The following is a 21,165-nucleotide window of genomic DNA, read 5'->3' as shown; positions in this document are numbered from 1 at the left end:
GCCAGCAAAAACTGACCAGTCCGGGGTATAAAACAATTGGCACTGGCTTTACAAGCACCCTGTTGAGTTCTCAAAGAACAACCACACACCATCGGGAAACCCCACACCGTGGAGCCCCCATCCGGGGCAAGCCATTCAACCGCACCCATCCGCTCTCGCGCCGGGCACTTTTACTACGTTACCTCACCGTCTCTGCCGTGTCAAACCGTGTGTCCCGGTCTGTCGTGCTTCATACGGGTTGGCGCCGCTGACCTCGCGCAGCGCTGAACGTTGCGATTGATCATCGGATTTGGCAGGCCGGCCGCTGCGGTTTCCCGCGGCTCGCCCGTGTCCCTGCCGGTCGACAACCTTACCCGGTCGGTTCCGCTCCGCCAAATCCGCCCCTACGGCGTGTTCGGCGGGCCCCGCCCGCTCCGGTGCCTTGCGAGATCTTACCTCTCAAGGTCCCCGGACCATCAGCGGATCGGGCCTCCGGGATCGTCGTCCCGTTTGCCCCGTTCCGCGCTGGCAGAGAGAAAGTTACGCGGCTGTGGGTTTGATCGTCAAATCGGGGGGTAGCGACCCGCCTCACACCCGCTGCGCAACGACGTCTCCCCTGCTCAACCGCCTGACCGCCGGACAAGCCGACCGAGTCTGAGCGCATTGGCCGCCGCTTGACCGTCCGACAGCCCGCCGGAGCCCGAGCGGGCGGCCCGACCATGCCGGGGCGAGCGAACGTGTTGGCGGCCCGCAGCACGGCCAGCTCAACTCAGTTGCTCCGCCGGCGCCGAGCCGCGAGCCAGCCCCGGACGCCGAGGGCGCCGGTGGTCGTACCGATGACGAGCGACGCCACGATGAGCAGCGCGTGCACCCAGAGGAAGCTGGTGGCCGCGCCCTCGCCGACCGTTCCGGTCGACCAGGCCCGCGGGTCGTTCCAGATGGCGACCGCGAACCTGGGCCAGATCACCCAGGTCCAGACGCCGACGCCCACCAGGAAGAGCGACCAGCCGCGGGAGAGCACCATGGCTGGCCAGTATGCCAGCGGGAGCCGGCGGCTCTCCCCGTCCCCGGCCACGCGCGCAGTACAGCTCACATCGGTTCACGGGCTCCCGTCGCCGACCCGGACACCGCCACCGGCCGGCCGCTCCTTGAAGGAAACGGCCGGCCGGCGCACGGCTGGCGAAGGTCGGCACGGCATGAATGACGATGGCTAGCCCGCACACGGATCACGATGGCCAGCCCACGCAGGGGCAGGAAAGAGGGCGGCCGGCCCGGGCACCGAAGAGAACCGCCCCGAGGGCGGGCTCAGAAGCAGGTCACCGCCCCGCCGATCGCCGGGTTCGCCCGGTCGTGGCGGTGCAGGACCCCGGCCGGGTCGGTCATCGCGCCGCCCCAGATGGCGCAGCCGCCGCGGACGTACCCGCGGACCGGGCCGGCGGCCCAGAGCCGGTGGCCCTCGTCGACGACGGGGGTGGTCGCCTCCGGGTCCAGGTAGACCTGGGTCCGGGTGAGCACGCCGGCGTACGCGGACTTCAGGGTGACCGCGCAGCCGTACCCGGTGAACGGGTTGTGCAGCAGGTGGACGGTGCCGAGCAGCCGGCCGGTGGCGGCGTCGTGGATCGGGTCCTGGTCGACGGCGGTGAAGCCCGGTCCGCAGAGCGTCGCCGCGGGGTACGGGTCGGCGGCCGCCGCTCGGGCCCCGCCGGCCGGCGTCCACGTCAGGACCGCCGCCACGGCCGTCGTGAATCCGATTCGTCGAATGGTCCGCCGCATCTGTGCTTCCTTTCCTCGACCCTGTCCGGATGCCCCAGAATGGTCATCGCCGGGCCGGGGAACGAATGTGCGTGGCGGACACCTTGGCCCGGACCGTGGTGTGCCGGACGGCCGGTGGGCCGTCGCTGACCTGGACGGGAGCCCGGCACGGAATCGGATGCCGTCGATTATGAGGTATCTCGCAGAAACGCGTGTCGATGGCCGCTGAATTGCGTCGGTGTTTCCGCCATCGGGCCGAGGGGCACTGTTTCGGGTGCGACCGACACGACGGAGGTGTGCCATGCAGCCGTTCAATCCGTGGACCTGGCGGGATCCGTCCGCCCTCGCCGGCGGCTACGACCAGACCAGCCCGGACGACGTACCCCGGCAGCGGCCGGCGGGTGACGGCGGCGACGGTCCGGACGCGCCGGGCCCGGGCACCCCGATCGACCTGACCGGCTACCGGGTCGAGGCGACCGACGGTCGGATCGGCTCGGTCACCCGCGCCGACACCGGCGCCGGATACCTCGTGATGGAGACCGGGCCGTGGATCTTCGGGAAGACGGTGCTGCTGCCGGCCGGCACGGTGGCCCGGGTCGACCACCTGGACCGGGTCGTGCACGTGGACCGCACCCGCGAGCAGGTCAAGGACTGCCCGGCCGTCGACCCGGAGGACCTCGACCGGGCCGAGTACCGCGACCGGGTGGGCCACTACTACGCCGAGAGCTACCGGCAGGGCTGAGCCGCGCCGCGCGCCGACCACCGGGCCCGGCGCGCGGCGGAGGGCGGCGGAGGACGGCGGGCGGGCCGGGTGGGCGGTTACCCTGTCAGGCATGGTCCGGCCGAGCACCTGCGCCCCGGAGACCGTCGACGGTCTCCCGGTGGCTGCCGCTCCGGTGCTCCCGGCCCGTGCCGACGACGGTCGGGAGCAGATTCTCGACGTACTCCGTGCCGGTGGACTGCGGTTCCGCGCCGGCGGGCGATGGCGGCGCTCGTTCTGACGAGCCGACTGCACTGATCCGGGCACACCCCGGGTCCTTCCGCGCGCCCGCGCGTCCTCAGCCACCCGCACGAAAGGCGTACCACCATGTCCACGACCCGCATGCTCACCGGGGACCGCCCCACCGGGCGGCTGCACCTGGGCCACCACGTCGGCAGCATCGCCAACCGGGTGCGACTGCACCAGCGGTACGAGAGCTTCTTCATCATCGCCGACCTGCACATGCTCACCACGAGGAATACCCGCGAGGACATCGAGCGGGTGTCCCGTAACGCCCGGGAGATGGTCACCGACATCCTCGCCGCCGGCGTCGAGCCGGACCGGGCCACCTTCTACCTGCAGTCGGCGATTCCCGAGGTCGGCGACCTGAACACCCTGTTCCAGAACCTGGTCACGGTGCCCCGGCTGGAGCGCGTCCCGTCGCTGAAGGAGATGAGCCGGGACGCCGGCAAGGAGGAGATGCCGTACGGGCTGCTCGGCTATCCCGTCCTCCAGGCCGCCGACATCCTCTGCGTCAAGGGGCAGGCCGTCCCGGTGGGGAAGGACAACGCCGCACACGTGGAGGTGACCCGGGAGATCGCCCGGCGGTTCAACCACCTCTACGGCGAGGTCTTCCCGGTGCCCGAGCTGATCATGTCGGAGACGCCCACCCTGATCGGCACCGACGGCCGCGGGAAGATGAGCAAGAGCAGGGGGAACGCCATCGCCCTCTCCGACGACGCGGCCACCGTCCGGCGCAAGGTGCTGGGGATGTACACCGACCCGAACCGGGTTCGCGCCGACGTGCCCGGCACGGTGGAGGGCAACCCGGTCTTCGCGTACCACGACGTGTTCAACCCGGACCGGGCGCAGGTCGAGGAGCTGAAGGCGCGGTATCGGGCCGGCCGGGTCGGTGACGTCGAGGTCAAGGAGGCGCTGGCCGGCGCGCTCAACCGGTTCCTCGACCCGATCCGGGAGCGGCGGGCCCGGTTCGAGGGACAGCCCGGCCTGGTCGACGAGCTGATCTTCCAGGGCACCGAACGGACCCGGGCCGAGGTGCACCGCACCCTCGTCGAGGTTCGCCGGGCGATGGGCCTGACCAGCGCGTACACCCAGCTGCGCCGGCGGGCCGAGCGCTACCGCAAGGCGGTCGCCGCGCCGGCCTGAAGTTTCCGGGTACGCCGGCCGGCCGGTCCGGGTACGCGCTTGCGCCACCCCCGGGCCGGCCGGTTAGGCTGCTCCACATGACCAGCTCGCACGCGTTCCCGACGGCGTCCCCCGACGTCCTGTTCGGCGCGCTGCGACGCCGGCGGTCCCGCGACCGCCTGCGCTGAGCATTCCTCACCTGCGACCGGCGGATCGAGCCGCCGGTCATCGCCGATCGTCCTCGGTCCGCCCGCATCCCAAGTCCGTGATCCGCCGGAGGCGGATCCGAGCGAGATCGGCGTACCCATGGATCTGGAGAAATTGCTGACCGACCGGCTCGCGCCGGCCTTCGCGACGGTGGCCGGTGGGCCGGTCGACCCGGTCGTGCGGCGCTCCCAGCGCGCGGACTTCCAGTCCGACGCCGCGCTGGCGCTGGCCCGGCGGCTCGGCCGGCCGCCCCGGACGATCGCCGCGGAGGTGCTGGACCGGGCGGACCTGGCCGACCTCTGCGCGGCGGCCGAGGTGTCCGGACCGGGGTTCCTCAACCTGACCGTCGCCGACGGGGCCCTGGCCGGACTCGTGTCGGGGCTCGCCGCCGACCCGCGGCTCGGCGTGCCGCGGATGGCCACGCCGGACACCGTGGTGATCGACTACTCGGCGCCGAACGTGGCCAAGGAGATGCACGTCGGTCACCTGCGCTCGACCGTGATCGGTGACGCGGCGGCCCGGCTGCTGGAGTGGCTGGGGCACCGGGTGGTGCGGGCCAACCACCTGGGCGACTGGGGGACGCCGTTCGGGATGCTGATCGAGCACCTGGTCGACCTGGGCGGCGCCGAGGCGGCGCACGAGTTGTCGATGGGCGACCTGGACTCGTTCTACAAGACGGCCCGGGCGAAGTTCGACGCCGACGAGGCGTTCCGCGAGCGGTCCCGGCGGCGGGTGGTGGCGTTGCAGGGCGGCGACGAGGCCACGCTGCGGCTGTGGCGGCTCCTGGTCGAGCAGTCCGAACGCTACTTCCTGACCGTGTACGACCTGCTGGACGTCACTCTGACCGAGCGCGACTTCCAGGGGGAGAGCAGCTACAACGACCTGCTCGCCCCGGTGGTGGAGGAGCTGGACCGGCTCGGGCTGCTCCGGACCAGCGACGGTGCGGCCTGCGTCTTCCCGCCCGGGCAGGTGGGCCGGGACGGCGAGCCGCTGCCGCTGATCGTGCGCAAGTCCGACGGCGGGTACGGCTACCCGGCCACCGACCTGGCCGCGATCCGGCACCGGACCGGGACGCTGGGCGCCACCCGGCTGCTCTACGTGGTGGGGCTGCCGCAGCGGCGGCACTTCGAGATGGTGTACGCGGCGGCGGCGCAGGCCGGCTGGCTGGTGGCGCCGGTCCGCGCGGAACACGTCGGGTTCGGCTCGATCCTCGGGCCGGACGGGCGGATGCTGCGCAGCCGGGCCGGCGAGTCGGTGAAGCTGGTGGGCCTGCTCGAGGAGGCGGTGGCCCGGGCGACCGCGCTGGCCCGGGAGCGGAACCCGGAGCTGGGCGAGGCCGAGGCGGCCGAGGTGGGCCGGGCGGTCGGCATCGGCGCGATCAAGTACGCCGACCTTTCCAGCGATCGGCACAAGGACTACGTACTGGACTGGGAGCGGATGCTGTCGCTGGACGGCAACACCGCCCCCTACCTCCAGTACGCGTACTCCCGGATCCGGTCGATCTTCCGGCGGGCCGGGACGGCGGCCCGGCCGGACGCGCCGGTCAGCCTGGCCGAACCGGCCGAGCGGGCGCTCGCGTTCGAGCTGGTCGGCTTCGCCGCCGTGGTGACCGAGGTGGAAGGCAGCCTGGAGTTCCACCACCTGGCCGGCTACCTGTACCGTCTCGCGGCCGCGTTCAGCGCCTTCTACGAGCGCTGCCCGGTGCTGCGGGCGGACGGTCCGGTCCGGGAGAGCCGGCTGGTGCTCTGCGACCTGACCGGGCGGGTGCTGCGGCAGGGCCTGCACCTGCTCGGGATCCGGTCGCCCGAGCGGCTGTAGCGGATCAACCGTTCGGCGGCACCTCCCGTCGAAGATCATCGAGGTACGCTGCCGCTGCTTGCGCTGCGTTCCGCGCGCACCTGTTCCAGGAGGACCTCTTTGGGTCGCAGTCTTCGGGCCGGCTTCCTGGCGAGCACCCTCGCCCTCGGCCTGCTGGTCGTTCCGGCCGCACCGGCCGTCGCCGCCGGCGCCACCGCCACCCCCACCGCCACCGCACCACGTGAGATCGCCGTCTTCCCGGCGAACGAGCCGACCGCGCCGGCTCACGAGGCGATCATCTTCGCCGGGACGACCGGCTTCCTGCGCCGCCACGACGCGTCCACCGACTACCTGTGGACCCGCTACGACACCGGGGCGACGGTGGTCGTCGGGGACCTCGCCGGACTGGCCCCGACCGCCCTGAAGCCGGCGGGCGGGGACCTGATCTCCATCCGCACCCAGGTGCCGGCGAAGCCGGCGCCCGGCCGAGTGAGCGTGCTCGACCTGTCGGACCAGACCTGGCAGCAGTGGGCGGTGCCGACCGGCTCCAACGGCTACACGATCGCCGGCATCTACGGCGACATCATGATCGGCCAGCAGTGGGTGAACGGCGCGCTGGGCGGGCCGCGGCTGCTCACCTTCGCCGCCGACGGCACGATCGCGAGCAGCACGCCGGTCACCGTGCCCGAGGGCGCCCGCCCGAGCAGCGTCAACGTCGCGGTCGCCGGCGACCTGACCTCCGCCGTCGTCGGGTACCAGGACGGCACGGGGAGCCACTGCGGCCTGCTCGACTTCGCCACCGCCCGGATCGTTCCGGTGCCCGGGTCCCCGGCCGCGAACCTCGGCGGCATCGTGTGGCGGCTCACCGGCGACACGCTCGGCTGGGCGTCCTACTCGACCGACGGCGGCAGCTACTCGCTCTACTCCCGCAGCGGCCTGGCGGACGGCACGAACACCGGCGCGCGGACGCTGTCCGCCCCGTACGACACCATCCAACGGTCGGTGATCGTCGGTGACGGCTTGGTCGTCTCGCGATACGCCAGCGGGTGGGGAGCGACGACGGAGCCGGCGGTCGCCGTGCCCGCGGACGGTGGTGCCGGCACGACCGTGCTGCCCCGGGTCGACGCGGAGAACACCGCCCTGGTCCAGGCCCCCGACGGCACGGCCCTGGTCGTGGGCGGCACGGGGCCGCGGGACTGGGCGGTGCGCCGGATCACCGGGCAGCCGGGCGGGACGCCCACCACCACACCGCTGCTGCCGGTGCGCAACCCGGTGACCACCGCCGGCCTGCTCTACCACCAGGGCCTGGTCCGGCACGTGCAGGCTCAGGTCGTGCCGCCGTACACCGCCGCGAGCCAGTACGCGATCTACAACCACCCGATCGTCACGGACCGCTCGATCATGGCCATCGGGACGACGATCCCGCATCCTCCGGCGTCCTGCGCGGCCGCCGCCTCCTGCGTCCGGCTGCTGGAGGGCAACGGGGAGGGTGCGGTCTATCTCGCCTCGGCGAGCGACGGCAGCACGGACAAGCTGTACAGCTTCGAGAACCTTCCGTTCAGTTACAGCACGACCGAGCTGCCCACCCATCGCGGGCAGGTCGTCGACGTCGGCAACCGGCTCATCGTGGTGAACGACGGCACCACCAAGGACCAGTACCTCGTCGACCGGATGTACGGCACGACGACCCGGCTCGGGTCCGTCACCGGTGCCGCCCTCTGGTTCGACACCCTGTGGCGGTCCACCGGCACGGCCGGCCAGCTCACCTCAGTCGACCGGAAAACGCGCGCCGCCCGCACCGTCGCCACCGGCGCGCAGTGCGTGCCCACCGAGTTGCAGACCAGCGTGCACTGGCTCTACTGGTCCTGTGGGGCCACCGGGCCGGCCGGCGTGTACGACCTCGACACCAACCGCAACCTGAGCCTGCCCGCCGGGCCGGTGCTGCTCGGTGACGGCTTCGTGGTCCGGCACGACGGGGCGGGCCTCCAGCTCACCGACTTCCACGACGGCACCGTGCACGCGCCGGTGAAGCTGGCCGACCTTCCCGCCGGCAGCCTGAGCGACGACCGCCGGGTCAGCTGGGCGGTCGACCGGCACGGTTCCGGGGTCGCCTACGCCGACGCCGGCAACGCCGTGCACGTACTCGACACCGGCGTGCCGGCCAGCCGCGTCCGGGTGGGCTCCTTCTTCGTGAACGGCGCCGTCCTGCCGCGCGATCGGACCTCCGGGTTGAACGGTTCGTTCCAGCTGACCCGCCCGATCAACGGATGGCTCCTGACCGTCACCCACAAGTGGAGCCGCAAGGTCGTCTACACCCGCAGCGGCGGCGCGGTCCGGGACCGCCTCGTGGCCGACTGGGACGGCCGGCTCGCGGACGGCACGCCGGCGTTGAACGGCCCCTACCGGTACACGTTGACCGCCACCACGCAACCCGATGCCGGCGCGGTGCTCCTCGCGTCCCGGGGGATCGCCGTCGGCTGCGGCACCTTCCCCTTCCACGGGTACGACTGCTACGGCGGCTCGGCGCTGCTCGCCGTGAAGGCGGACGGCGAGGGTCACTGGTACGGCACGCGGCAGGACGGCGTCGTCCCGGGCCGGTTGAGCGACAACGGCCAAACCGAGACCTGGTGCGTGAGTTGCCGGGGCACGCTCATCGTGCCGTTCGGTGACTACAACGGCGACGCCCTGCCGGACCTGCTGGTCCGCGACGAGAACGGGTACCTGAGGGCGCATCTGGGCATCGGCCAGCTCAGCTTCGGGAGCAGGACGACGAAGAGCCTGGGCAGCGGCTGGGGGTCGTACCGCTCGATCCTGGCGCCCGGTGACGTGAACAGCGACCGCCACGACGACATCCTGGCCATCGACGGGTCCGGCCGGCTCTGGCTCTTCACCACCACCGGCACGGGCGGCTTCGCGGCCCGGGTGCAGGTCGGCTCCGGCTGGGACAGGTACGCGCGGGTGGTCGGCGCGGGCGACCTCAACGGCGACGGCCACGGCGACCTCGTCGCCATCGACGGGACCGGGGTCATGTACCGGTACCTCAGCAACGGCAGGAAGGGCTGGAGCAGCGGGGTACGCGTCTCCAGCGGCTGGAACGGCTACAACGCGGTGATCCCGATCGGCGACCTCAACGAGGACGGCCGCAACGACCTGCTGGCCCGGGACCCGTCCGGCTACCTCTGGCACTACGCCGGCCTCGGCAACGGCACCTTCGCCGCCCGGGTCAAGGTGGGCACCGGCTGGAACATGTACAAGACGATCTTCTGAGGCGGATCGTGCCCGCCGGCATCCCGGACCTCCCGCCGTCCGGGGTGCCGGCGTACGGTCGGTGTCTCACTGATCGATTATGGACAGGAGCCAGGCTGGCAATATGTTAGTCTGCCTCGGCTATTGATGATCACGATTAGTGACCGAGGGGACACATGGCTGCCGGCATTCCAGACGGGGGCGGCTTGCTGGACCCGGACGGCGCCCGGGACCGGCTCGCGGCCTGGAAGGGCCGGATCGACCAGCTCGCGGCCGACACGAAGGCGATGAGCGACCGCCTCCAGGCGCTGCGGGTCACCCACGCCGACGGCAACGGCCTGGCCGAGGTCACCGTCGACTCCGTGGGCGCCCTGGTCGACCTGCGGCTGGGCCCGCGGATCCAGCGGGTCGCGCCGGACGTGGTGGCCCGGACCATCATGGACACCATCCGCGAGGCCAAGCGCCAACTGGCCGACCGCTCGCAGGAGATCATCGCCGACACGGTCGGCACCGATTCGGCGGCCGGGCGGGCGATCGCGGAGCGGGTCGGCCAGCAGTTGCGTACGGAGGACACCGACGCGGCCGGCCCCGACGACCGGTACGGGGGTTGGTGACCGGATGAGTGACGGTTTCGAGGTCGACGCGGAAGAGATCCGCACCCATGCCCGCAACGTCGACGCGGTGCGCAGCGGCTTCGACGCGGTCAAGACCGCCAGCGCGCACATCGCCCAGGACGACTCGGCGTACGGGCTGCTCTGCGGCTGGATCTCCGCCGTGCTGGAGGGCCGGCACAAGCGGCAGGACGAGCTGATCGCGTACGTCGAGGAGAACCTCACGCTGGTCTCGGCCGGCCTGCGGAAGACGGCCGACAACTACGACCACGCCGACAGCCACGCCGACGCGGTCATCCGCAAGGCGGGTGGCGGCCTGACCGGGGTGACGCCGTGACCGACACCTCACTGATCGCCGGCGTCGAGTCGACCCGCAAGCCCTGGACCGGCGCCGCCCTGGCGGACAGCTTCCAGGGCCTGGTCGACGCGATCAAGAGCGAGGGCTGGGTCGACGACCTGATCGCGGGCGCGGCCTTCGGGGTCGAGGTCGCCGCGTCGGTGATGGACCCGTTCAGCGCCCTGCTGGCCAACGGGCTGGGCTGGGCGATGGAATACTTCGAGCCGCTGCGGCAGGTGCTGGACGAGCTGACCGGCATGCCGGACGTGGTCGCCTCGCACGCCGCCACCTGGAACAACATGGCCGGCGCGCTGCAGAGCCTGGCCACCGACCTCAAGTCCTACGTCGACGGCGACATGCCGCACTGGCAGGGGCGGGCCGCCACGGCGTACCACAACCTGATGGAGCACAACGTCGAGGCGATCAACGGCCTCGGCGGCATCTCCGCCGCCATGGCGGTCGCCACCCAGGCCGCCGGGAACCTGGTCATGTTCACCCGGGACATCGTCCGCGACCTGATCGCCGACCTGGTGGCGCGGGTGATCGTCTGGGCGGTGGAGGCGATCTTCGTCGTCACCATCCCGGTCATCGCCTCGCAGATCGCGGCGGCCGTGGTCAAGTGGGCCGGCCGCATCCTGACCTACGTGATGGCCCTGATCACCAGCCTGACCAACCTCTCCGAGCTCCTGGACGGCTGACCCGAGATGGCGAAACCGAAGACCCCGCCCGGGGGCGGGGGAAACCCGCCCAACCCGCACGGTGGTAACGGCGGGAACAGCGGCAACGGGGGCAACGGCGGGAACGGCGGTGGCGGTGGGCGGCCGCACGGGAGTTCCGGCGGCGTACCGCGCAATGTCAGCAGCGCGCAGAACACGGTCGCCGCACAGGCCCAACAGGGCCGCCCGGGCGGTCCGGGGCAGGGCAACACGCCCGGCCGGCCCAACCAGCCGAACCAGCCCGGCCGGCCGAACACGCCGCCCGGGGCCAACGACATCCACCACAGCGACACGTCCCGGGAACACATCCTGCACGGTGACGGTGGCCGCCAGGGCGGTCACCTCGCCGGCACCGGCTTCTCGAAGAAGACGGAGTTCCCCGCGGACTGGGACGAGGCGAAGATCCTCGACGCGGCGCACCAGGTCACCCAGCAGGGCCCACCGTCCAAGGGGCCGTACCTGACCAAGGACGCCAACGGCAATCCCGCCTGGGCGTACGACTACACCGGCCGGGTGGACGGCGTCGAGGTCAAGACGATCGTCCTCGCCAACGGCGAGATCCGCACCGCGTACCCGCCGAACGGCAACGACCCCGGCGTCATCACCAACCCGCCCGCGCCGAACCCGGCGCCGAAGGGCGTCCCGCAGAGCGATCCGCCCCACTACAGTCACCCTGACGTGGGCGGCGACGGCAGCTGGACGTGGGAAGGCCCGAAGGGCAACAAGATCATCAGAGTGGTGCAGGACGCCCAGGGGAACGTCACCACAACCGTGCTCGGCGACTACAAGAAGAGGTGAGCGCCATGGACGCCAAGACCTACGCGGCGGTCACCGACGTGTGCGCGCGGCTCGCCGGCCGCCTGCCCGACGACACCCTCAGCACGCTGCGCGAGCACTACGCCGCGGGCGAGTGGGACCTCGCCGACGGCACGCTCCTGCTCAACCTGGCGTACGAGCACGTGGCGGTCACCCGCGAGGAGCTGGAGCTGATCCGCTCCTTCCTCGGCGACCCGGACAGCCCCGAGCTGAACGGCCTGCTGGTGGTGGCCGAGGCGCCGCTGCCCGCGTACCAGTTCAGCCCGAACGGGCCGGCGGGCGCGGCCGACCCCAGCCGGGCGGACCACCTGCTGGCCGCCGAGGCGCGCGGTTTCGGCGGGCAGGGCCTGCGCCGCACCTGGCGGACCCCCTTCGACGGCGCGCCCGACGGCGCGGCCTGGGTGTACGTGGTCCCGCTGGCCGCGGACGCCGACGAGCTGAAGGCGTACTCCGGGCTCAGTTCCCGGCTCTGGAGCACGCTGCGGGAGAAGTGGCCGATCGAGGTGATCGGCGAGGGGCGGGCCCTGCCGCCGTACCAGGCCGCCGCCCTGGCGGCCGCCCGTCCGGTCCCGGCTGCCTGAACTCACGCAGGCGTACCTGATCTCCGGGCCGTCCCCCGGCGGCACCGCCCGGGTCACCACCACCCGAGCCCAGCGGCTCGCCTGACGCGACGGGGCGCGCCGTCGGGTGGCGGCGCGCCCCGATCCGGGCCCTAACCGACCTTGACGTACGCGGTGCCGCTGGTGACGGGCGCGGCGGTCGAGGAGCCGCCGTAGACGAAGCGCCAGTAGCCGCTCACGGAACTGGTGACCTTCACCGTGGCGGTGCCGTACTGGTCGACCGTGGCGGTCTTGACCGCGACGTAGTCGCTGGTGCCGGCCTTGCGGAACTGCAGCGTCACCACCTGACCGGGGTAGCCGTCGTATCCGCCGGTCTCCCAGTTGCCCTGGGTGAGGGTGCCCTTGACGGTGATCGTCTGGCCCTTGGCGACCGCGCTGGGGGTGGCGCCGGCCGTGAGCTTCGCCTGGCGCCGCACCGGGACGGTCAGCGCCGTGTGCCGATCGGCGAGGCTCTTGCGGTCCTTGCCGAGGGCGCGGATGCCGACCTGCCACTCACCCGCCAGCGCGTTCCGGCCCAGGCTGAGCCGCGGATCGATCCGGAAGGTCACCTGGCAGGTCGTGGTGAGCGTGGTCGCCGGGGTGCATTCCGCGGGGGACTCGCTGACCAGCACCGCCTCCGGGTTGGCGTACGGGCCGCGGTACAGGTAGACGTCCCCACCGGCGACGCCGGCGGTCGTGGTGGCGGTGAACCGGGTGGTGAACTGGCCGGCACCGGACGGGGCCACGGTCAGCGGCGCGCCCCCGTTGACCAGCACCTGAGAGATCTTGATCCCGACGGTCTCGTCGTACTGCGACGCCGGACCGGCGAAGGCCCGCAGCACCGTACGCCGGAGGCTGCCGCCGGAGTCGTCGGCCGCCGTGCCGCGCAACGACACGAAGGCCGCGCCGGCCGGCACCGCCAGCTCGACCGAGGTGCCGTCCGCCGACGCGCCGACCGGCAGCGCGACCCAGGTCCGGCCGTCGTCGGTGGAGTACTCCAGTCCGGTCAGCGTCGGGGTCGCCCCGTAGCGGCGCGAACTGGCCCGGGCGTCGATCCGCACCGGCGCGGACCAGGCGGCGTTCTGGGCGTCCAGGCCGGCCACCGAGAAGTCGATGTCGAGCAGGGGAAGCGGATCCTGGTACCGGATGCCGGCGGAGACGAACTGCCACTCGCTGCGCACCTCGGGGGAGAGCCGCGACCAGGACGAGGCACGGGTGACGGTGTGCGTCAACCGGTAGGTCGCCGACGCGCTCGGCACCGTCGCGTTCACCGACTGGTACGGGGACAGGCCGGTAACCGAGGCGAGGGTCTGCGACCCGGACGTCAGGTTGACGGCGACCGTGGAGCCGTTGTCCAGCCCCAGGTTGCCGGCGGCGTCGCTCAGCGCCGGGTACTCGTAGATCGACATCCGGTTGATGTCCCGGGTGGACGCCGCGGCCGCGGACCGGCGGGGCGCGAAGGGCGCCACGCCGACCGTTTCCCCGGGCGCCTGGCCCGCCGGCAGGGATCTCTGCGTCAGGGTGAGGTCGTGCGTCGGCTGCCGGTAGTGGACGAGGCGCCAGAACGACTGGCTGGGCGTCACGTACTCGGTGACGTTGCTGGGAATCGCCACGGGCGACGGGAGGTACACGCCCGAACTGTCGCTCGTGCTGGGCACGCTCAACAGCCAGCCGTTGGTGGCCCGAGCCTGGCTCCGGATCGAGGTGACCGTCCTGGCCAGGCCGGCCGTGGCGACACTCACCACCGGGTTGCTGGGTACGGTGCCGTCGAAGCTGTGGTAGAGGTCGTACCGGTACGGGCTGCTCGGCACGTGGTCGGAGGTGCCCCGCCGGAGCAGGATCTCGTGCAGGCGCAGCGAGACCCCGGGGAGGGCGAAGGGCGTGACGTACACCTTCTCGGTGCCGCCGCCGGCGAAGCCGGCCAGGTCCCCGCTCGGCACCGAGATCCACACCGCGGAGGTGTAGCGCCCCGCGGTGGTGTCGTCCACGGCGATACGCGTCTCCTTCGCGCTGCTCTGGTCGAACCGGACCGCCGCGCCGCCGTTGGCGATCTGGAAGGTCCGGCTGAGCAGGTAGCTGCCGCCGGCGTACGGGTCGCTGTACAGCGCCACGGCGAAGTAGTCGCCGTTCGGAAGCTGCACGTTGCCGTTCGGGGTGTACTCCTCGTCGGTGACCGGGTGGAAGGTCCACGTCTGGCGGTTCCAGACGTAAAGGATCTTGAAAGCGACCGTGCCCGGGCTGTTGATGGTGAGCCTCACCGGGTAGACGGCGGCGGTGGAGGTCAGGGACGCGCGCTGCGCCCCGCTCCCCGACTCGATCGTCTGGGCCCGGTGTCCCTTGGGCTGCACCGCCAGCGTCCCGCCCACCGACGCGTACGCGTAGCGCCCGGCGCGGGCCGCCTGGCCCGCGGGCAGCACCCGGAACCGCGGACCCGATCCGGTGCCGTCGCGCATCAGGTCGACCCGCTCGCCGGTGGCGAGCCGGACACTCTTCTGCGGGCCGTCACCGGTCCTGGTGGCGACCTGGCCGGCCCGCGGGCCGTCGGCGGCCCGACCGGCGGCCCTGCCGTCCGCGGCGGGGGCCGCCGCGCAGACCGAGCCGGGCAACGCGACGACCAGGGTGGTCAAGAATGTGGTGGCGAGCAGCCGATACGACCGCAAGGAACGCTCCCGTGGGTGATCTACCGGGTACGCGCGCGGAGAGCCCGGCGCGGGGCCTCACCGTAGCATCGATCACCACTCGTAACGTGCCACCAATGACGCGACGCCAGCGCGGCCAGCCCGGCGCCGGCCGCGCTGAGCAGCACATCGTCCACTGAGGACACCCGGTCCAGCCGTAGGACGTACTGCGCGACCTCGACCAGGACGGAGCAGCCCCCCGCGAGCAGCAGGATCCGCGGCACCGACGCCAGCGCCGGAAACCGCAGCGGGACGAGGAACCCCAGGGCCGCGAAGACCAACAGGTTGCCGACGATCTGGACCGCCACGGTCAGCGGCCCGCCGGAAAGGATGGTGAGCAGATCCCGCAGCGGTACCAGGCTCACCCGGCCCGCGACGGCGCCGGCCCGGTCGCCCGGCAACATGATCATCCATACCCAGGGCACCGTCCCGTAGACGATGCCGACCTCGGCCAGCGACACCCGCCACGGCCGGTCGGCGCCGGTGGCCCTCCGACGGCGGGCCAGTACCCAACCGGCCAGCGCGGCCACCGGAAGGGCGGCCAGCGTGCTGAGCGCGACGCCGTTGAACGTGCCGAACCAGCCGTGCCACCCGTGGACCATGCCACCCCCGCCTCCGTCCGACCGCGGAATCTACCGGTCCCGGGCCGGGCGTTCCACGCCCTGCCACCGGCAGGCGAAGCCGCACGGCCGGAAACCGGCACCTTGCGCTTGGCGAGATGCCGTGCCCCCTCACCCGGTCGAGAGCCGCATAGGGTGGAGACACGGCCACGGCCCGGCGGCTGGCCCGGGGCTTCGCACGGGCCGGCAGCGGGTTCCGAACGGCACCGGCACAACGGCGCGAAGGTGGATCGTCATGGCAGGGAGCCGGCAGATCCTGTTCATCCAGGGCGGCGGCGCGGGCGTGCACGACGAGTGGGACGACAAGCTGTGCGACAGCCTGCGGCGGGAACTCGGCGACGGGTACGAGGTCCGCTACCCGCGGATGCCCGCCGAGGACGACCCGAACTACGCCCGGTGGAGCGCGGCCATCCGGCGTGAGCTGACCTCCCTGGACGACGGCGCGGTCGTCGTCGGCCATTCCGTCGGCGGCACCATCCTCGTCAACGCGCTCGCCGAGCGGCCACCCGAGGCGAAGCTCGGCGCGATCGTGCTGATCGCCGCCCCGTTCGTCGGTGCCGGCGGCTGGCCGGGCGACGAGTTCGAGCTGCCGGACGACCTCGGCACGCGGCTGCCGCAAGGCGTGCCGGTGCATGTCTTCCACGGACTCCAGGACGAGACCGCCCCACCCGCGCATGCCGACCGGTACGCTCGCGCCATCCCGCAGGCACACCTGCACCGGCTACCCGGGCGCGATCACCAGCTGGGCAATGACCTGAGCGAAGTGGCCCGGACGATCGGTCCGGACGACCACCGAACCGTCACCCACGGATAGCCGACAGCCGACAGCCCACAGCCGCCGGCGACCGTACCGTCGCAGGCTTCGCCGTCCAGGGGGTGACGCGCGTGCGCAGGACCAGCCGCAAGGTGTGCTGGCCGCTCAGCACCTGCCTGGTGGTGACGCTGGCGGCCTGTACGTCCTCCGGACGGTCCGACCAGGGCGCGGCCCACGAGCCGGGGCCAACCGCGTCGTCGAAGGCCATCCCCAGCGCGCCCCCGTCGATCGACGGCAGCGCCCCGGAGCCCTGCACCGCACCGGTCGACGTGCTGCCGGAACCGCCGGCGGGCTACCGGCTCGTGGGTGAGGACGTCGCGGTACCCGACCGGGCGGTGCTTCAGGCCCAGGAGTCGGGGGAAGCGGATCCGGCAGCCCGGCTGTTCGCCAAATGGGGACTGGTCGTACGCGGCGGGGCAGTGATCGATCTTCGAGTGGCGCCGGGATGGGAGGACCGGGCACGAGTCGGCTGGGGCTCGGCAACGGTGCCGGCGGTGACCGCTCACATACGTGCCTGCGCACCGGTCGGCGCCGAACCTCGGTGGCTGGCCTTTGTCGGCGGCACCTGGGTTGCCCGGGCAGCCTGCCTACCGCTGACAATCCGGTCGCGGGGGCAGGCGGTGCAGGTGCGGCTGGGTGTCGGGATCTCCTGCGAGAGCACCGATCCGCCGCGTTCCTGACCAAGGCTCGCGGGAAGACAGGTCAGAAGCCGAACGAGTTGAACGGTTCGGGATCTCGATAAATGAGTCGGCAGGCGGCACCGGCGCTCGTAGCCTCCGCGGGATGGGCGGCAATGACGAGCGTGACCTGGTCCGACGCGGGTACGACGCGCTCTCCTACCACTATCGATCCGACGATGCCGAGGACGGTCAGTACGGTCCCTGGCTCGCCGGCCTACATCGCCGGCTACCGGCCTCAGCAGCGGTCCTCGACCTCGGATGCGGCTGCGGCGTGCCGGCCGCCCGCTTCCTCGCCGACGCAGGGCACCAGGTCACCGGCGTCGACATCAGTGACGTCCAGATCCAGCGGGCCCGCCGCCTGGTGCCCACCGGCACCTTCCTGCGCGCCGACGCCAGCCAACTCCATCTGCCGCCGGCCTCGTTCGATGCCGTGATCTGCCTCTACGCCCTCATCCACCTGCCGCTGGCCGACCAACCGCGGCTCATCGAGAGCATCGCCGCCTGGCTACGCCCCGGCGGGTGGCTGCTGGCCACCGTGGGCGACAGCGCCTGGACCGGCACCGAGGACAACTGGCTCGGCGGCCCCGCCACCATGTGGTGGAGCCACGCCGACGCCGCCACCTACCGGGCCTGGCTGCAACAGGCGGGACTGACCATCACCGGGGAGGACTTCATCCCGGAAGGCACCAGCGGCCACACCCTCTTCTGGGCGCAGCGCCCAGCGAGCTGACCGTGATCCCTCGGCGCTCCGCCCGGCGGCTCGACGGATGCGACCACCTGGACGCCCGTCGGCGCCCTACCTCATGATCTCCACATGACGATTTTCGCCTGCGTCCGCTGTGCGACCGTGCTCACGAACGACCTGGACGAGGTGCAGTTCGCCGCTCTGCCGGATCCGGTCTCGCCGTCTGATCTCCAACCTGGCGAGACATGTCCCGCGTGGGTGCCGAGCGGGAAGTTCGCGGTCGACGTCGACCCGTTCGGACCGCCCTACGTGCCAAGCGAAACTGAGAGATACGTGGTGTCCGCGGGGCCCCGAAACACCGTCCTGATCGGCCCGGAAGACCTGCTCGTACGCCGCCTGCACGCCGACTACGGACGGCGTAACGGATGCTGCGGCCTGGACGGTGTCGACGGCCCCAACCTGGTGTGCGACTGTGGCGCAGAGGTCGCGACCGAATCCTCTGACTGCTGGACGGCCCAGGTTGTGCGCCTGCAACCGGACGCCGTGGTGCGGATCCGCGGCGGAGCCTGAGCCGTCGGAGCATCCACCTCCGCCGCTTCCGAGACGCCACCCCTACCCTCGGGCTTCGCGCCCGTCGGCGCGCCTTTGATTGATCCGGTCCGCCAGCTCGGCAACCTCAAGAGCTTGGGCCTCATGCTCAGCACCGGTTGCGCCACGCCATACGCCCGTCTGCGGATCCTGTACCAGCATCGGCTGGCGGAGACGCCCATCGAGCCACCGGCTCAGCCACTCGGTGAGGGAGATCCCCTCGGGGAAGAACGACCGCTCAGCCCGGCCCGAGTTCGGATCGAAGCCCCACATCATCGCCGACGTCCCGGAACAGTCGACGTACGAGTAGACCCCACACCCCCAGTAGGCGACGGGAAAAAGGCCGACAGGCTCTCGTGGGTCCAGCCGATCGACCGCCGTCCTTCCCATGTCGTCCGGGTGTCCGCCAGCGACCCCTAGTACGCCGGGCCCGAAGCCGCCATTGGCCACCTCAAGGTAGATACGACGCAGCAACGGCGGCAACGGATGGCCGAGCAGCTGTTCCGCCTCCGCCACGGCATCGACGGAGGCGGGCTCGAGTGGCGGCAGCGGATCCACGGCTCCGGCCGCCTCGGCTGCACGATGTGCCGGCGACCCCCGCTCCTCGATCCACCGGACGTCACCGGCGGAGGGTGTCGGTACCCAGCCGCCGTCCGCATCGAGGTCGCCCGGGCGGACGTAGACCCAGTCGCTGTAGTCGAGAGCAGCCACGCGATCGGCAATCGCCCGGAAGACTTCCTCGTCGCGCATTCGCTGAGTATCCAGGTTCGCGACACCCCTCGCGGGATCGGCGGATCTCCTCGCCGGACAATCATCCAGGTGGAGACGATCCGGCCCTTGCGGCTTCTCTCCAGTTAGTGGTCACGGTTTCCCTTGAGTACCGTGCCGGAATGGCGAGGGACGAGGACGTGCCGGAGGTCGTCGCGCAGGCGCACTTCCCCCCGAGGCAGTTGGCCGGTCGGGGGCACGGCTGGTACCGAGGTGACTGCCATGTGCATTCGTCGCGCTCGAACGGTGGCGAGCTGACGCCGGAGCAACTGGCAGCCGGCGCCCGGAAGTCCGGGCTGGATTTCATCGCCATCACCGAGCACAACGCGTCCGACACCCACGGCGTCTGGGGTGCACTCGCCGGTGACGATCTGCTGGTGATCCTGGGCCAGGAGGTCACCACCCGGACCGGGCACTGGCTCGCGCTCGGGATCGAACCGGGACAGGTGGTCGATTGGCGCTACGGCGTCCGCGACGATGTGATCGACCGGCACCTGGACCAGGTGCATCACGTTGGTGGACTGTGCGTAGCGGCGCACCCGCACGCGCCGTATCCGACTGGCACCTTCATGTACCCGTTCCGGGGATTCGACGTCGTGGAGGTGTGGAACGGGCTGTGGAGCTCCGACCTGCCGTGGAACGCCGACAATGCGGCGGCACTGGCCGAGTGGGGCCGTGGCCTGGCTGCCGACATCCACCGTGGGCAGTGGCGGCCGGCAATTGGCAACAGCGACACGCATCTGGATGACCAGATCGGCATACCCCACACCGTCGTGCTGGCCGACGAGCTGAGCACTGACGCCATCCTCGCCGGTATCCGCGCCGGACACAGCTGGATCACCGATTCGGCAACGACCGAGCCGTCGTTCACCGCCTCCGCCGGGCACCGGACCGCGGGGATCGGCGAACGACTGGAGACCCGCGGCGAGCAGGCTCTGGTACGGGTAGCCGTGCGCGGCGTACCGAGCGGCACCGTCACCGTCCACACCGAGCGAGGCGTGGCGCACCGCGAATCGCTGCCCAGCAGCGGTTCCGGCGTCGTGGAATGTCGCACCAGCGCGGCCGAGTCGGCGTTCGTCCGGGTCGAGGTACGCCACCCGGGTGGCCAGATGGCGGCGCTCACCAACCCGGTCATCCTGGCCTGAACTCCGGCGACGGCCAGCGACGCCCGGTGTGGCTTCCACACCGTTGCGGCCCAGCTATTCACCGGGGCCCCAGCTCGTCCCGGCTCGTCCCTGGCGGCTGCTCCTGGACGATGTCGCCTGAGCGGTGATGGCGTAGCTACTCAGCTACAAGAGCGGATCTCCTCGTCGGGCACTCGTAGACCGTCCAACATCCCCCGGACGGGGACCGATGGCCCGACGATGCCGCCCCTGGCGCACACGGACTACACGCTGGACCCGTCTTGAGTAGGGTCCCCCGCATGGCTGACGCTGTGGTGATTCCCGGCGGGAGGTTCGGACCGGGCGCTCCCCTGCTGATGTACGCCGGCGATGTGGCGGAGCTGCGGGGCGCGACAGTACATCGGCACTCGTGGTCCCGGAGGTGGCCGGCAGCCGGTCAGCCCGAAATCGAGAGCTGGGTCGGCGGTGAGGTGGTTCCGCTGATCGACACCATCGGCGGTCGCCCACTGCTGATCGGCAAGTCACTCGGCACGAACGCGGCGGCGATCGCCGCCGAAAGATCCTTGCCCGCTGTGTGGCTCACGCCCCTGCTCGACCTACCGTGGGTGGCCGATGCGTTGGACCGCGCAACCGCGCCGTTCCTACTGGTGGGTGGCACTGCCGACAAGCGGTGGGACGGTGACATCGCCCGTCGGCTCTCACCCCATGTGCTGGAGGTGGAAGGCGCGGATCACGGTATGTACGTACCCGGCCCGCTTACCGAGTCGATCGCGGTGCTCAGTCGAGTCGTGGTCGCCGTGGAGGAGTTCCTCGACGCTATTGGCTGGCAGGGCTAGTCACCTGGTCCGCATCGCCACTGGTACCTAGAAGCGGATCTCCTCGTCGGGCAGTCGTAGACCGTCCAGCCTTCCGGGACGGGGACAAGGTGGAGCGCCTCACCAGCCGAACGACCTTGGCCCTCCCCGATGACACCACCTTGCGGTCCGTGGATGGCCCGGCCTGCCCTCCAATCCGCAGCTTCGG

At 71.6% G+C, this 21,165-nt stretch carries 21 protein-coding genes; 16 read left to right on the top strand and 5 right to left on the bottom strand.

What is annotated here, in order from left to right; genetic code table 11:
• Positions 1–748: 748 nt before the first annotated feature.
• Complete coding sequence (locus ACIBPB_RS32110; RefSeq protein ID WP_357329298.1) at positions 749–1,003, bottom strand: SCO4848 family membrane protein; 255 nt, start codon at positions 1,001–1,003, stop codon at positions 749–751.
• A 281-nt stretch (positions 1,004–1,284) separates the two neighbouring features.
• Positions 1,285–1,752, bottom strand: coding sequence for a hypothetical protein (locus ACIBPB_RS32105; RefSeq protein WP_396843033.1), 468 nt, complete (start codon positions 1,750–1,752; stop codon positions 1,285–1,287).
• 280 nt (positions 1,753–2,032) lie between these two features.
• Here ACIBPB_RS32105 and ACIBPB_RS32100 point away from each other — a divergent pair, with 280 nt between their 5' ends.
• The 10 genes from ACIBPB_RS32100 (at position 2,033) to ACIBPB_RS32055 (ending at position 12,167) form a co-directional block, all read left to right on the top strand.
• Entirely contained in the window at positions 2,033–2,473 is a 441-nt protein-coding gene (locus tag ACIBPB_RS32100; protein ID WP_396843032.1) for a PRC-barrel domain-containing protein, read from the top strand.
• A gap of 91 nt (positions 2,474–2,564) precedes the next feature.
• Positions 2,565–2,732, top strand: coding sequence for a hypothetical protein (locus tag ACIBPB_RS32095; RefSeq protein WP_357329304.1), 168 nt, complete (start codon positions 2,565–2,567; stop codon positions 2,730–2,732).
• An 86-nt stretch (positions 2,733–2,818) separates the two neighbouring features.
• Positions 2,819–3,877, top strand: a complete 1,059-nt coding sequence (gene trpS, locus ACIBPB_RS32090; protein WP_396843031.1) for a tryptophan--tRNA ligase — start codon at positions 2,819–2,821, stop codon at positions 3,875–3,877.
• 285 nt (positions 3,878–4,162) lie between these two features.
• Positions 4,163–5,881, top strand: a complete 1,719-nt coding sequence (argS, locus tag ACIBPB_RS32085) for an arginine--tRNA ligase (protein WP_396843030.1) — start codon at positions 4,163–4,165, stop codon at positions 5,879–5,881.
• A 99-nt stretch (positions 5,882–5,980) separates the two neighbouring features.
• On the top strand, positions 5,981–9,127 hold the full coding sequence (locus tag ACIBPB_RS32080; RefSeq protein WP_396843029.1) for an FG-GAP repeat domain-containing protein: 3,147 nt from the start codon (positions 5,981–5,983) through the stop codon (positions 9,125–9,127).
• A gap of 185 nt (positions 9,128–9,312) precedes the next feature.
• Complete coding sequence (locus ACIBPB_RS32075) at positions 9,313–9,720, top strand: YbaB/EbfC family nucleoid-associated protein (RefSeq protein ID WP_396843028.1); 408 nt, start codon at positions 9,313–9,315, stop codon at positions 9,718–9,720.
• A gap of 4 nt (positions 9,721–9,724) precedes the next feature.
• Positions 9,725–10,054, top strand: a complete 330-nt coding sequence (locus ACIBPB_RS32070) for a type VII secretion target (RefSeq protein WP_396843027.1) — start codon at positions 9,725–9,727, stop codon at positions 10,052–10,054.
• A complete protein-coding gene (locus tag ACIBPB_RS32065) occupies positions 10,051–10,752 on the top strand; it encodes a WXG100 family type VII secretion target (protein WP_396843026.1) in 702 nt (233 codons plus the stop codon). Before ACIBPB_RS32070 ends, ACIBPB_RS32065 begins: the two co-directional genes overlap by 4 nt.
• Positions 10,753–10,758: 6 nt before the next feature.
• Positions 10,759–11,568, top strand: coding sequence for an EndoU domain-containing protein (locus tag ACIBPB_RS32060; protein WP_396843025.1), 810 nt, complete (start codon positions 10,759–10,761; stop codon positions 11,566–11,568).
• 5 nt (positions 11,569–11,573) lie between these two features.
• Positions 11,574–12,167 (top strand): hypothetical protein, encoded by a 594-nt coding sequence (locus ACIBPB_RS32055; RefSeq protein WP_396843024.1) that lies wholly within the window; start codon positions 11,574–11,576, stop codon positions 12,165–12,167.
• A 131-nt stretch (positions 12,168–12,298) separates the two neighbouring features.
• On the opposite strand, the gene ACIBPB_RS32050 is transcribed toward ACIBPB_RS32055, so the two are convergent.
• Positions 12,299–14,845 (bottom strand): hypothetical protein, encoded by a 2,547-nt coding sequence (locus tag ACIBPB_RS32050; protein WP_396843023.1) that lies wholly within the window; start codon positions 14,843–14,845, stop codon positions 12,299–12,301.
• Between the two features lie 20 nt (positions 14,846–14,865).
• Positions 14,866–15,465: a VanZ family protein gene (locus ACIBPB_RS32045; RefSeq protein ID WP_396843022.1), complete on the bottom strand. Its 600-nt coding sequence runs from the start codon at positions 15,463–15,465 to the stop codon at positions 14,866–14,868.
• A gap of 253 nt (positions 15,466–15,718) precedes the next feature.
• On the opposite strand from ACIBPB_RS32045, the gene ACIBPB_RS32040 reads away from it, so the two are divergent.
• The 4 genes from ACIBPB_RS32040 (at position 15,719) to ACIBPB_RS32025 (ending at position 18,232) form a co-directional block, all read left to right on the top strand.
• Positions 15,719–16,297 carry an alpha/beta fold hydrolase gene (locus tag ACIBPB_RS32040; RefSeq protein ID WP_396843021.1) on the top strand — a complete coding sequence of 193 codons (579 nt, stop codon included), beginning with the start codon at positions 15,719–15,721 and terminating at the stop codon, positions 16,295–16,297.
• A gap of 71 nt (positions 16,298–16,368) precedes the next feature.
• Entirely contained in the window at positions 16,369–16,977 is a 609-nt protein-coding gene (locus ACIBPB_RS32035) for a hypothetical protein (RefSeq protein WP_396843020.1), read from the top strand.
• Positions 16,978–17,080: 103 nt separating this feature from the next.
• On the top strand, positions 17,081–17,707 hold the full coding sequence (locus tag ACIBPB_RS32030) for a class I SAM-dependent methyltransferase (protein ID WP_396843019.1): 627 nt from the start codon (positions 17,081–17,083) through the stop codon (positions 17,705–17,707).
• Between the two features lie 84 nt (positions 17,708–17,791).
• Entirely contained in the window at positions 17,792–18,232 is a 441-nt protein-coding gene (locus tag ACIBPB_RS32025; protein WP_396843018.1) for a hypothetical protein, read from the top strand.
• Between the two features lie 42 nt (positions 18,233–18,274).
• On the opposite strand, the gene ACIBPB_RS32020 is transcribed toward ACIBPB_RS32025, so the two are convergent.
• Positions 18,275–19,000 carry a hypothetical protein gene (locus tag ACIBPB_RS32020; RefSeq protein ID WP_396843017.1) on the bottom strand — a complete coding sequence of 242 codons (726 nt, stop codon included), beginning with the start codon at positions 18,998–19,000 and terminating at the stop codon, positions 18,275–18,277.
• Between the two features lie 140 nt (positions 19,001–19,140).
• Here ACIBPB_RS32020 and ACIBPB_RS32015 point away from each other — a divergent pair, with 140 nt between their 5' ends.
• Together ACIBPB_RS32015 and ACIBPB_RS32010 are read left to right on the top strand one after the other, a co-directional pair.
• The gene (locus ACIBPB_RS32015; protein WP_396843016.1) at positions 19,141–20,163 is read left to right on the top strand and encodes a CehA/McbA family metallohydrolase; all 1,023 of its coding nucleotides are present in this window, start codon (positions 19,141–19,143) and stop codon (positions 20,161–20,163) included.
• A 278-nt stretch (positions 20,164–20,441) separates the two neighbouring features.
• Positions 20,442–20,978, top strand: coding sequence for an alpha/beta hydrolase (locus tag ACIBPB_RS32010; RefSeq protein WP_396843015.1), 537 nt, complete (start codon positions 20,442–20,444; stop codon positions 20,976–20,978).
• Positions 20,979–21,165 lie beyond the last annotated feature (187 nt).

Origin of the sequence: Micromonospora sp. NPDC049836, assembly GCF_044465125.1 — a bacterium.
Classification (GTDB): domain Bacteria; phylum Actinomycetota; class Actinomycetes; order Mycobacteriales; family Micromonosporaceae; genus Micromonospora.
The sequence above is the reverse complement of the archived record's forward strand: the minus strand, read 5'-3'. Positions and strand labels throughout refer to the sequence as shown.